We start from the raw sequence: 13,005 nt of genomic DNA, 5'->3' as shown, positions 1-13,005 counted from the left end.
TTGGTGTTGAATAAATAATCAAATATGCTTTAACTCATTGAATTTTATATTTCGATCTATAAACAATTTTACACACGCTTTTTATTTGTTTTGAGGTCATGGAATGATACTCCCCCTTCAGTTGTGGAACTTTCCAACTATAAATTCTTGAGGTCATAACAATGCGAGAGTGCAAAGAGCGCTCCGTGGTTTTTTTTGCATATCGACAGGTTGTACTAGAGGTAACTTGTGTCCACAACAAATAATAAAGAGGAAGTCAGTCTTAACGCGTTTAAGCAACCTCGCTCGTTCTATCTCATCTTTTCTATCGAACTCTGGGAACGTTTTGGTTACTACGGTTTACAAGGTATTCTCCCGATATACCTTAGCCAAGTTCTCGGCATGTCAGAAACCGAATCCATCACCTTATTCTCTGCATTTGCGGCATTAGTTTATGGTTTTGTTGCAGTAGGTGGTTGGTTAGGGGATAAAATCTTAGGTACAAAACGCGTTATCGTTTTAGGAACACTGACCTTAATTGCAGGTTATGCATTTGTCGCTTTCTCTGGGCATGATGTGTCAATGGTCTATGTTGGTTTAGCGACGATTGCAGTGGGTAACGGTTTATTTAAAGCGAATCCATCCTCTTTACTATCAACCTGTTATGAAAAAGATGATCCACGTTTGGACGGTGCATTTACGATGTACTATATGTCCGTCAACATTGGTTCTTTCTTCTCTATGATAGCCACCCCATGGTTGGCGAAGCACTATGGCTGGGATGTTGCATTCTCACTGAGTGTTGTTGGCCTTGTGATTACACTGATTAACTTCTATATGTGTAAAAAATGGGTTTCCCAACATGGTTCGAAACCTGACTTTGCCCCTGTGGTGATATCCCGTTTAGTGGCAACAGTGATCGGTGTTGTGGCATTAATCGCCATTTCAACCTGGTTATTGCATAACTTGGGCGTTGCACGTACGGCTTTAGCAATTATTTCTTTAGGTATTTTAGTTATCTTTATTAAAGAAACGCTTGCATTAAAAGGCACAGCACGTCGCCGTATGTTTGTTGCATTAATTCTGATGTTAGAAGCGATTGTTTTCTTCGTTTTATACAGCCAGATGCCAACCTCATTAAACTTCTTTGCATTACACAACGTTGAGCATGAAGTCCTCGGCTTTGCTATCGAACCTGCACAGTACCAAGCATTAAACCCATTGTGGATCATGATTGGTAGCCCAATTTTAGCGGCTCTGTACAACAAAATGGGTGACAACTTACCGATGCCGCATAAATTTGCGATTGGGATGATCCTGTGTTCTGCGGCATTCTTAGTGCTGCCACTAGGTGCAAAATTTGCTAACGAAGCGGGTATTGTGTCTGTTGAATGGCTGGTAATTTGTTACGGCTTCCAAAGCATTGGTGAGCTGATGATTTCTGGCCTTGGCTTGGCGATGGTCGCGCAACTAGTACCACAGCGTTTAATGGGCTTTATCATGGGTGCTTGGTTCTTAACCAACTCTGCGGCTGCCTTTATTGCAGGGTATGTTGCCTCGATGGCCGCAGCGCCAGAAGGTGAACTGACCAGTAAAGTCGAGTCATTAGCAGTGTACAGCGATGTATTCTTGAAGATAGGCTTAGTGACTGGTGCGATTGCGATTATTATGGTGTTAACCGCACCAATGTTAAATCGTATGACGTTAGACCGCGCTGAGTAATCAATTAAAAAGGGCCTTTAGGCCCTTTTTTAATACCCTTGAAAAGCTAGTTAAATGATCGGTTATTAATGATTTTTAATGAGCGATCACGTCCATTAACCAGTAGTGTATTGGAAATGCGGCTATAAGCATCCTTTGAAATTCCACCCATTAAAACGGTTGGTGTAATTGCTGTTGCAGCAAAAATGACATCGTCTGTATTCACCATTTGCTCTAACGATAAAACCTCACCAATTTCGATGCCCATTTGTTGGCAGCGTATTGCTTCTTGTGCAGCGAGTTGCTTATTTTCTTCGCTATCACCTTTTGCTTTATCGCGAGGGATTAATCGCGCTTGCATATCGCCACCTAATGCACGGGCAATAGCAGCGCTAATGATACCTTCTGGTGCACCACCAGTGCCGTACATCATATCAATCGGGTGCTCTGGCAGTATTGTTAATAATGATGCCAATACATCACCATCAGGAATAGTAATCACATTTGCACCAAAATTACGGATGGTTTTAATGATGTGTTCATGACGCGGTTTGTCTAAAACGGCGATAGAAAGGTGTGAAATCGGTTTATTTAATGCAGATGAAAGAAGCTCAAGATTCTTTTCAAGGGGGTGACTTAAATGAACGGCACCTTTTGCTTCTGCCCCAACAACGAGTTTTTCCATGTACATATCAGGTGCTTGGAGTAATGAGCCCGTTGGTGCAGCGGCTAGAACGGCAATTGCATTTTGCTCATTACAGGCAACCATACGGGTGCCATCTATTGGGTCAACGGCGATATCAAGCCCTTCAACACCAGATTTTTTACCCACTTGCTCACCGATATAAAGCATTGGTGCTTCATCAATTTCACCTTCACCAATCACAATTTTCCCATAAAAATCAATCTCATTAAGGCGATTTCTCATGGCTTCAACGGCGGCTTTATCCGCTGCATTTTTATCTTGTTTACCTACCCAATCGAAGGCTGCAATCGCAGCAACTTCGGTGACGGAAGCGATAGCAGAGGCTAACTCATCACTGATTTTCATTATTTATTAATATCCCAGATGCTTAAAAGAAAAATACTTAGCCCTATGATACGTTTTTTGTGATCTATCTGGCAAATAGTTGGTGATAAAACCAGCGAGGAAGAATGAAAGAGGGAGCAGGCCAATGTTGACCTGCTTTAATTAGAAGGTTAGAGCATCTCTACAATGGTAATACCACCAATAATAGAAATCAGCGCTGCGAGGGTACTGAGTAACACGGTGCCTGCGGATGTTTCTGTATAAGCTTGGTTACTAATGGCTAAAGCAGGCACTGCCGTTGCGGTCGGTAATACACCGATAATAAACGCCGCTTTTAGTAGGTCGTCTTGTAAACCCAATGCAATGCCTGTTCCTAATATTAAGGCGGCTTGGACAAAGTTCTTAATAAAGACGTTAAAGATAATTTCTTTGCTAATAGTTAGCTTAATACCCGAAAGTAACAAACCAAGGAAAAAGAGAGCAACACCTCCCGCAGTTTTCCCTAACTCATTGACGGAGTTTTGAAGGATTTCGGGTAGCTTCACGCCAAAAATTGCCAGTAATGCACCAAGAATTGGCAAAAATACTAAGGGTTGAGCAACTGCCTTGCCAATGGATTTGAGAATGCTATGGCCTTGTTGGGAACCGCTGATCATCAATAAAGTGAATGGAATAATGATCACAGTATAAATAAGGTTACCTAATACCATCGCAATCAATCCAGATGACCCGACGGTTGCTAATAAAACAGGTGGTCCACAGTAAGCCATATCCGGGAAAGATACTGACAGTGCTTGCATAGCGGCATCTTTTTTATTATGACGGAAAACGAACTTACCAAAAATAAACCCAATAACGTAAGAGACAATCAGCCCGACAGCCAATGCTAATAGGTAGTCGATATTCAGTAATACCGATGGCGGAGCTTGCGCCGCCGCAAGAAATAATGCGAAAGGTAAGGCAATTTTGACGACAAAGTCTGCAAATGCCTGTGAATATTCTCTTTTAATAAAACCATATTTCCCAGATAGCCAACCAACAGCTAAACCGAGAACGATTGGGCCAAGTGCTGCGAGGATGATATGGAGTAGCATGAAGAATTCTCCTTATATTATTCTTCTTATTTCGACGAGCGTTACAAACATATTAATGAACCACGTTTGCCTTCTGGAACAGGCTTTATCTTTAGAGTCTATTGACGTTTCATTTATTAACTAACACAAAATAATGATAAGGATTTAAATCTATTATCATCATTAAATGATAGTAACTTTCTGAATTTATTTAGATATTATTGATAGATATGTGTATATAAATATCATAAATAATTTAAAAAACACTATTTAAATTTATATATTTAAAATTGTGAAGGCGATTGTCTTAAATAGACTATCTAAAAATAAAAATATATTTAATTTGTTACTTATTTTGAGTATCGCTAAATGACTATTAAGGGTTTTCTTAGTTACATGGGCTTTTAAACCGCGTATTAATAAAGGGTTATCATTTTTTGTGATAAGTGTGCTTTTGAGCCCAATTGAAATGAATTTAAGGAAGTATTTTGTAACAGTTTATTACATCTGGTTGGCAAGAGAATCAATGATATCTACACTAGCCATAATCACAGAATGCAATTTTGCCATATCTAAAACTGTGAATTTTATTATGAGGAAACCTGTTTGTGGATACTTGGATACTAGTAGGGTTCATATTAGTGATTCTTGTTATACTCGCTCCGATTTTAGCGATGGTCGCACTAAGTCGTACAGGGCGAATGCAATATCAAATTTCTGAGTTAAATCAGAAGGTTTACTCATTGGAGTCACAGGTTGCACAGTTTGAAAAATTGCAGGGCTCCTCATCAGAACCCTTAATTTCGGCACAAACGAATGAAGAGATTAATCCACACACGGTAGAGCAAAAAGATGATGGTATTGACCAAACAATACTGCGAGATTCAGTGCTTTTAACTGAAAATGAACAAGTGATAGCGACTGAAAACTTAGTTGCTTACCAACAGGCAGAACCTGTAGATAAAATTGAACCAGTGAAAGATTCGCCTATTACGACGCGACCACCGTTAATACTTTCAAATAATATTGATGTTGACCCAAACAGGTTTAACAGCAATTCATCCTCCAAAGTAAATCCGAATCGATTTAATAGCGCCAAAGAAAATACAACAAAAAATACACAGGGTTGGGCTGAAAATCAAAAGATGCCAAGTGATGATAAATCAATATTTGGCCACTTCTTTACTTGGTTATTAAAAGGGAATCCCGTTGCTAAAATTGGGGTTTTATTATTATTCCTTGGTGTTGCTTACTTATTAAATTACAGCGTACAAAATGAAATTATCTCCGTACAAATGCGATTAGTATTTAGCGCAGTAGGGTGTTTAGTTCTATTAGGTGTCGGTTGGTGGTTGCGTAATAAAAAAGCACTGTTTGGTTTAATTTTGCAGGGCGGGGGAATAGGCTGCTTATATATTACTATTTTTGCCGCCTTTAAGTTATATACCATGCTGCCATATGGAATGGCATTTGCGTTTATGCTGCTAATTTGTGCGGCCAGCATCGCACTTGCTTTATTACAACGTACTATCAGTTTAGCCATTTTAGCATCATTAGGCGGTTATCTAGCACCTATATTGCTATCAACGGGTGGCGGTAGCCATGTTGTGCTTTTCTCATATTACTTGATGTTATCAGCGGGTATTTTAATTATCAGTGTATGGCAAGCTTGGAGACCTTTGAATTTAGTTGGCATGGTCATGACTTACGGAGTGGCAGTTTTGTGGGGGCTGGATAATTATCAATCTGACTATTATCTATCTTGCCAATTATTTATTATTGCGAATCTGATCATTTTTAATGCCCTAACACAGCTCTTTTCATTACGTTTCGAACATACGAAACAACTCCTTGTTGATAATACGCTATTATTTGCTCCTCCTTTTATTAGCATTGCGCTGCAATTCTTTATTTCTGAAGGAGTAGGGTTATTACCTGCGTTTATCTCGTTATTAATTGGTTTGTTGTACCTCGTGGCTGGGTTACAGATTCATAAACGTTATAAAGAAATTGGCAAAAACATGGCACTTGGCAATATTATTATTGGTGCTGGGTTCATCACGCTTGCCATACCACTCGCGCTGACATTTGAGTGGACTTCTATTCTCTGGTCATTAGAAGGATTATTGCTTCTGTGGTTTGGTTTACAGCAAAACCAAAAAAAATTAGCCGCGGTAGGTTCATTACTGATTTTAGTGAGCGTTCTTACCTTATTAAGTGATTATCCATTCTTATACTGGAGCCGTAGCAGTACTTATATGGTGCCAGTATTGCTTGTCGCTTGCTTTGGTGCGGGTGGTTTATTCCATATTCGCCGCAATGAAGATAGCAACTATTCATTATTTAGTTATGGCTTTTTAGTCATGGGAATAGTGGCATGGTATTGCTGGCTGCCATTATTCACCAATATTCTGTCATGGAGCCGCGAGTCAGAATCCTTTATTATGCTGGTTTTAGTCGTGATATCGGTCTGGTTCTGGCGGCTATTTGCAATCCGTATTAATTGGGTTCCTTTGCTTATTTGCCAATCTGCCTTATGGATTGCGGGCTATTACTACCTCGGCATTGATTTCTTAAATGATGAAAATCCGATGGGGCGAGGAGAGGGTTCCTTAATTTGGCCAGTCGTATTAGGCAGCTCTATATTATTTGTGATCCACGCTTATAAGCTTCGCAATCCATGGATGCAAAGAGTATTGCATGGCGCGAATTTATGGTTAATCCTTGCCTTTATTGCAACACAAGTAAATTGGTTTGTTTCTATTCTTCCATGGGGAATGCAACATGAACTGGGCTATTTTATTTATGTAATGGCGATAACATTAACGATTTTAGTGTTGTATTGGTTGCAGCACAATAGAATGCCGCCAATGAAACGTAATGGACTTATTTATTGGTATAGCTTGCTTCCTATTATTGCTGGGCTAATCGTTTTATCAGGATATGCAAATTTAGAAGATGGTAAATTAACGTTCTGGAATTATATTCCATTGATAAACCCGTTAGATGAAGCAGGGCTGTTTAGCATTGCTGCGATTGTTTTAGTGCGTAAAGGCTTTATGCAAAAATTACGTAAAGTGACAGAGATAGACTTCTGGATTATTCGAATGTTAATGGTGGCAATTATCGTACTCGCAGGCCTTTGGTTTAATGGCATACTCATTCGAGCGACAGCTGATTTTGCTGGGCTTAATTGGCATTATAAAACATTGTTTGATTCGCGCTTAGTACAAACTGTCCTATCAATCAGCTGGGCTCTTGCGGCATTAGTGTGTGCAGTGATTTCGGCAACCAAGAAAAATCGAATTTGGTGGTTTTTTGGCGCAGGTATTTTTGCTTGTGTCATTGCAAAATTATTCTTAATTGATATTAACGGACAAGGCGGAATTACGCGTGCTATCTCCTTTATTGGTGTGGCATTGGTAATATTAATTGTGGGGTATTTTTCTCCTTTGCCCCCAAAAGAGTCAAAAGGGAAAGCTGAACAGGAAATACAATCATGAGTCTAAGTAAATACAGAGGGCTACTTGCTGTCTTCTCATTATCTTTATTATTTTCGAGCCATTTATATGGGGAGAATATTCAAGATAATTCGCCTTATAATTTTTATCAAGGAACAGAAATAGAGATTTCAGATACAAATGAGCCTTTTTATTGGCTTGAGTTGCCTACGAATGCTTACTTTAATTCTGCTTATCCAAATACATTACAAGATGTTCGTGTCTTTAATGGAACTGGAGATGAAGTTCCTTCAGCGCTTTTTTACGATGCTGAAAAGTCTATTTCTAAAGCTAACGTTTCATTTACACCTCAACATTTAGTTGTACGCCTTGATAATGTGAATACAGATGAAGATATGCGCCGAGATAGGCAATATCTCCTTGTTGAATCAATTCCAGGTAAGGTAAATCGCCTTGAGTTACCGAATACGCAGGCAAAAGATAAAGCATCTTATCAAGCTTACTTGCTGACTCGAAATGAAAACCAAGAGAAAAACGCGGCGATTAAAAATCTTACCCTTGATTGGGCTAAACAGAATAATGACTGGCAAGCAAAGGTATTTATTTTCTCTAGTTATGATAAAGAAAAGTGGGTAAATATTGCGACAAATCAGCCCATTATGAATCTAACACTGAATGAGCAAACTGTTGCAAGTAACCAAATTGAGTTATTAAATGGCAATGCGCAAGCATTGAGTGCACCTTATTTGTTGGTCGTGGCCGCAAGCGCCTCAGATGTTGCCATTCCGAGTTTATCTAAAGTCACAGCAAGTGCAGATGTTTTAAAGGCAACTCGTCGCCAAGAATCATTCCATTTTGAAATGACCAATGATGGTGTTTCGCGGGAACATGTTATATACCAATTGCCATCGATGCAGCCTTTAGATGAGTTACAAATACAATTGCAACAATCTAACCGAGTCATTCCATTAAAAGTAGAGTATTCATCTGATCGTGGTGAAAATTGGCTACCTTTGACGAATATTGTTGCTTATAACCAATATGCAGATGGTGAGACGGTTAGTAATGCAAGTATTATCCTACATGGTGAAATGATCCGCACATTAAGAATTTCTGCATTGAAAGGAAGTTGGGAAGACCAACCTCCCCGCATTGTGGGTAAACGAGATGCACTCAATGTGATATTTAACGTGCAAGGGGCCGCTCCTTACCTGTTGGTGTGGGGAAATAAACAAGCGTCTCAGGAAAATTTAACGTATAACCAATTAGTTGGGAAAACCTATACAGTTGCAGAATTAATGTCGAACTATCCCGTTGCTTATCCCGAGACTGAAATTGTGCCGTTAGGGGGAGTTGAGAGGCTGACTACGACCGATCCTGCGGATGAAAGCTCAAATTGGCTAACTATTGCATTATGGGTTTTATTATTTATCGGAATTATTGTTTTACTCTATTTTTGTTGGTATTTGCTTAAAGAAGTGAATTCTGGAAACAAAGATGAGAAAGGCGAATTATAAAACCTTTTCATTATTTGAATAAAAAGAGAGCTAATTGCTCTCTTTTTGCTTTTTTAAACAGTTCAATAGCCCATTCAGACAAATATCTACATGATTTTACTGAATCATTAAAACAATTACGCATTTTGTGTATTTTTTGACATCTTTTCGCGCTAAAACATATTTTAGTGAAAGGAGAACATGATGAAGAACACGTTATTCGCTCGTTTATTTATCGGCATCGCGTTATTTACGGGGGCAACTTTATTTGCTCAAGCTGCAGATAATACAGTATTAACTGAGATTACCCCTCATGTAATTACGCATGAATATGTACAGTTACATCAAAGCCAGCAGGATGATGGGGATATTGAGTCTGAAAGAGAAACGAAAGAGCTTGAGAGTATTTTGTTGCAAGACACCACAAATGACCAGCGTTTTACAGGTCGCCAATTTAACCTGAATAAAAAAGAAAAGTAAGTTGTAATTTGAAGGGAAATAGCCACTAATAGGTAAGGAATCCATTAATAGGTATAGCAAAGGAAAATAAAATGCATAAAGGTCAATGCTTATGTGGTGCAGTTAAGGTATCAACAAGTAAAGCAGTCGATAAGTTAAGTGTTTGTCATTGCAATATGTGCCAAAAATGGAATGGCGGCCCAGGTTTTAGTGTGGATTGTGGTAGCGATTTGCATATTGAAGGCCAAGATTCAATAACAACGTTTACTTCCTCACAGTGGGGAGAGCGTGCCTTTTGCAAACATTGCGGTACGCATCTTTACTACCACTTGATTAACCCATCAACGTATTATGTTTCAGCAGCCCTGTTTGAAGACAGTAAACAAGCACAATTGGCCATGCAAATCTATATTGATAGCAAACCCAAGTACTATAATTTTGTTGAGCAAACAGCGATGTTGACTGAGCAAGATATATTGAAAATGATGGGCGCTCCCTCAAATTAATCGCGGAATAAGAGATTATAGCCAGGCGGGAAGCTTTCTCGCCTTATAGAAAAACTGCAAACTTCCTTTCTGTTTGTCATGCTAGCGACAAAAAATTGATTTACAATTAAGACAATATGCAATGAATAACACGAGTAAAAATGCGTAATAGCTGTCGTTGTGATCATATTTTGTATTTTTGAGGGATAACAAATGAATAGTATGAACGGAATGCGCCATGCGAGTAACATCGCATGGGTACTGCAATGGATACTAAACCTTGGTTTAATTACATTAGCTGCTGTTTTGGTGTTTTTTTTAGCAAAAGAAACCTTTACTATGGCATCTTTAATGTTCGGTAGCTCAAAGGGAGCAACCGCTTATGAGCTCTTAGAAGGTATTGTTATTTACTTTCTTTACTTTGAGTTTATCGCATTAATTATCAAATATTTTATGTCGGGTTATCATTTTCCATTACGATACTTTATTTATATCGGAATTACAGCAATCATCCGTCTGATTATTGTCGATCATAGCGACCCAATGACAACATTATTGCACGCAGGGGCGATTTTAGTGTTAGTTATTGCTCTGTATATCGCAAACACAGAAAAATTAAAGCGTGAATAATATAGGTATTCACTAAATAAATGATAAAAAGGGATGCTTATCCCTTTTTTATTATTTGATTTTTTAAATTATTATTAAATGAATTATCTAATGTTTATGTAATGATAAATAGGTTGTATCTCAGCCGCTTGCAATATAAAATCCCTGTTCATCTTTGTTTAATTCATTGATAAATAATATAAATATGGGAATAAATATAATAATTATTGATGGCAATAATATTACTCTGCATGGATTCGAGTTTATATTTAGTCGTCATTCACGTTGTAAACTGATAGCTTCATTTTCCTCGATTGACCAAGCAGTGACTTGGAACCGTCATCAAAGAGGTAGTGTTATTTTAATTAATAGTGACCATTGTCACTTTGATTCCTTAAAAACGATTCAAACATTGCGGCGCACTCAGCCAGATGTGGGGATTATTATTTATAACGTTCGTAGCAATTATTCTTTTTTTCTCAAAGCATTAGATATTGGTATTTTTGGCTTATTGAGTATTCACATTACAGAAGAAGAACTCATCGAAGCGATAAAAGTAGTTAATGTAAAAAGGCGAATAATTTCCCCTGATATTGCACAAGACCTCGCTTTACAACGGGTTATTCATAATAATCAGCAAGATTTATACGAACTTTTGTCGGGCCGTGAACTGGAAATAATGTTGATGATCACCCAAGGCGTACCGATTAAACAGGTTGCACAGACGCTATCCTTGAGCCCCAAAACAGTAAATACTTATCGATATCGAATGTTTGGTAAACTTAATATCTGTAGTGATGTAGAATTAACACATATAGCAATTAGATATGGTTTAATTACAGTACAGGGTTTATCCGAGTGGCAGAACAGTTCGAATCAAAAGCTTTCTTAAAAACAGTGACAAACCAGCCTGGCGTATATCGAATGTACGATGTGGGCGGAACGGTAATATACGTTGGTAAAGCGAAAGACTTGAAAAAAAGGCTTTCCAGTTACTTTCGTGAAAATGTCAGTAGCCGAAAAACAGAGCAGCTCGTCAAGCAAATCGCATCTATTGATGTTACGGTGACACACACTGAAACCGAAGCATTATTACTTGAACACAACTATATTAAGTTATACCAGCCCCGTTATAACGTGCTGTTACGTGATGATAAATCCTATCCATACCTATTTTTAAGTAAGGAAGCTCACCCTCGAATCTCGATGCACCGTGGGGCTAAGCATGCGAAAGGTGAGTATTTCGGGCCATTCCCAAGTTCTTATGCTGTACGCGAAACTCTAACCTTAATGCAGAAACTCTTTCCTATTCGTCAATGCGAGGATAGTGTTTATAAAAATCGCTCAAGGCCTTGTTTACAATATCAAATTGGGCGTTGTTTAGGGCCTTGCGTTAAAGGATTGGTTTCTGATGAAGATTATGACCAACAAGTGGAGTACGTGCGATTATTTTTAACAGGAAAAGATAAGCAAGTATTGGCTGGTCTCGTGGAACGGATGGAGAAGGCCAGCCAAGAGTTGCGTTTTGAAGAAGCGGCGCGTTTTCGTGACCAAATTCAAGCTGTCCGCGCAGTGACTGAAGAGCAATATGTTTCGGGTGAAGGGGACGATCTCGATGTTATCGGAGTCTCTTTTGAATCAGGTCTAGCTTGTGTCCACGTTCTATTTATCCGCCAAGGTAAAGTGCTTGGTAGTCGCAGTTATTTCCCTAAAATTCCCGCAGATACCCAACTTGATGAAGTGGTTCAAACCTTTTTGGGGCAATTTTATTTGCAGGGTAGCGAAAATCGTACATTACCAGGGGAAATTTTGCTTGATTTTGCCCTGACAGAAAAAGAGTTACTTGCCCAGTCATTATCTGAGCTGGCGGGGCGTAAAATTAATATTCAAAGCCAGCCGCGGGGCGCAAGAGCTCGCTATTTAAAATTAGCCCGCACGAATGCCTCGATTGCACTATCGACAAAAATTGCACAGAACTCGACAGTGCAACAACGTATGGCAGCGTTAGCGAAGGTGGTTCATTTAGAAAATATTTCACGCATGGAATGCTTTGATATTTCCCATACAATGGGGGAACAAACGGTCGCTTCTTGTGTTGTGTTTGATAAAACAGGCCCTGTAAAATCTGAATATCGCCGTTATAACATCTCAGGCATCACTCCTGGTGATGATTATGCCGCTATGCATCAAGTGTTGACTCGCCGATATGGTAAGCACCTTGATGAAGGAAAAGTACCTGATATTATCTTTATTGATGGTGGTAAAGGGCAATTAGGGCAAGCCAAGGATGTCTTTGATTCTTTGGAAGTAGATTGGGATAAAAACCATCCTTTATTAATTGGCGTAGCAAAGGGTAGTGACCGTAAAGCGGGGCTTGAAACGCTTTTCTTAAAGCCAGAAGGCGAAGGTTTTGCTTTGCCAGCCGATTCGCCAGCATTACATGTGATACAACATATTCGCGATGAATCCCATAACCATGCGATTACAGGCCACCGTCAACGTAGAGCTAAAGTGAAAAATACTAGTGCGTTAGAGTCGATTGAGGGGGTTGGACCAAAACGACGCCAAATGTTATTAAAATATATGGGCGGTTTGCAACCACTGCGAAATGCGAGCATAGAAGAGATCGCAAAAGTGCCCTCGATCTCATACGCGCTTGCAGAAAAGATTTATAATGCATTGAAACAGTAAGTATCTTAGGGCAACATATTC

Annotated in this window: 10 protein-coding genes; 8 read left to right on the top strand and 2 right to left on the bottom strand. The window is 39.0% G+C overall.

Annotated features, from left to right (window positions below):
• The first annotated feature begins 228 nt into the window (after positions 1-228).
• Positions 229-1,701, top strand: coding sequence for a dipeptide/tripeptide permease DtpA (dtpA, locus tag J6836_RS10030; RefSeq protein WP_219248954.1), 1,473 nt, complete (start codon positions 229-231; stop codon positions 1,699-1,701).
• A gap of 46 nt (positions 1,702-1,747) precedes the next feature.
• Here dtpA and glpX read toward each other — a convergent pair whose 3' ends face one another.
• Together glpX and J6836_RS10020 are read right to left on the bottom strand one after the other, a co-directional pair.
• On the bottom strand, positions 1,748-2,725 hold the full coding sequence (gene glpX, locus J6836_RS10025) for a class II fructose-bisphosphatase (protein WP_219249479.1): 978 nt from the start codon (positions 2,723-2,725) through the stop codon (positions 1,748-1,750).
• A gap of 155 nt (positions 2,726-2,880) precedes the next feature.
• Positions 2,881-3,804 carry an AEC family transporter gene (locus tag J6836_RS10020; protein WP_219248952.1) on the bottom strand — a complete coding sequence of 308 codons (924 nt, stop codon included), beginning with the start codon at positions 3,802-3,804 and terminating at the stop codon, positions 2,881-2,883.
• 620 nt (positions 3,805-4,424) lie between these two features.
• On the opposite strand from J6836_RS10020, the gene J6836_RS10015 reads away from it, so the two are divergent.
• The 7 genes from J6836_RS10015 to uvrC all read left to right on the top strand — a co-directional run bounded on the left by J6836_RS10015 (position 4,425) and on the right by uvrC (position 12,984).
• Positions 4,425-7,286 carry a DUF2339 domain-containing protein gene (locus tag J6836_RS10015; protein WP_255586380.1) on the top strand — a complete coding sequence of 954 codons (2,862 nt, stop codon included), beginning with the start codon at positions 4,425-4,427 and terminating at the stop codon, positions 7,284-7,286.
• Positions 7,283-8,761: a DUF3999 family protein gene (locus tag J6836_RS10010; protein WP_219248948.1), complete on the top strand. Its 1,479-nt coding sequence runs from the start codon at positions 7,283-7,285 to the stop codon at positions 8,759-8,761. The genes J6836_RS10015 and J6836_RS10010 overlap by 4 nt, the downstream gene beginning before the upstream one ends.
• Positions 8,762-8,941: 180 nt before the next feature.
• Positions 8,942-9,220: a hypothetical protein gene (locus J6836_RS10005; protein ID WP_219248946.1), complete on the top strand. Its 279-nt coding sequence runs from the start codon at positions 8,942-8,944 to the stop codon at positions 9,218-9,220.
• Positions 9,221-9,291: 71 nt separating this feature from the next.
• Positions 9,292-9,705, top strand: coding sequence for a GFA family protein (locus J6836_RS10000; RefSeq protein WP_219248944.1), 414 nt, complete (start codon positions 9,292-9,294; stop codon positions 9,703-9,705).
• Between the two features lie 201 nt (positions 9,706-9,906).
• The gene (gene psiE / locus J6836_RS09995; RefSeq protein WP_374445390.1) at positions 9,907-10,314 is read left to right on the top strand and encodes a phosphate-starvation-inducible protein PsiE; all 408 of its coding nucleotides are present in this window, start codon (positions 9,907-9,909) and stop codon (positions 10,312-10,314) included.
• A 184-nt stretch (positions 10,315-10,498) separates the two neighbouring features.
• Positions 10,499-11,185 (top strand): LuxR C-terminal-related transcriptional regulator, encoded by a 687-nt coding sequence (locus J6836_RS09990; protein ID WP_219248940.1) that lies wholly within the window; start codon positions 10,499-10,501, stop codon positions 11,183-11,185.
• Complete coding sequence (gene uvrC, locus J6836_RS09985) at positions 11,152-12,984, top strand: excinuclease ABC subunit UvrC (protein ID WP_219248938.1); 1,833 nt, start codon at positions 11,152-11,154, stop codon at positions 12,982-12,984. The genes J6836_RS09990 and uvrC overlap by 34 nt, the downstream gene beginning before the upstream one ends.
• Positions 12,985-13,005: the final 21 nt, after the last annotated feature.

The sequence above is a fragment of the Providencia sp. R33 genome (assembly GCF_019343475.1).
Taxonomy (GTDB): Bacteria; Pseudomonadota; Gammaproteobacteria; order Enterobacterales; family Enterobacteriaceae; genus Providencia.
The sequence above is the reverse complement of the archived record's forward strand: the minus strand, read 5'-3'. Positions and strand labels throughout refer to the sequence as shown.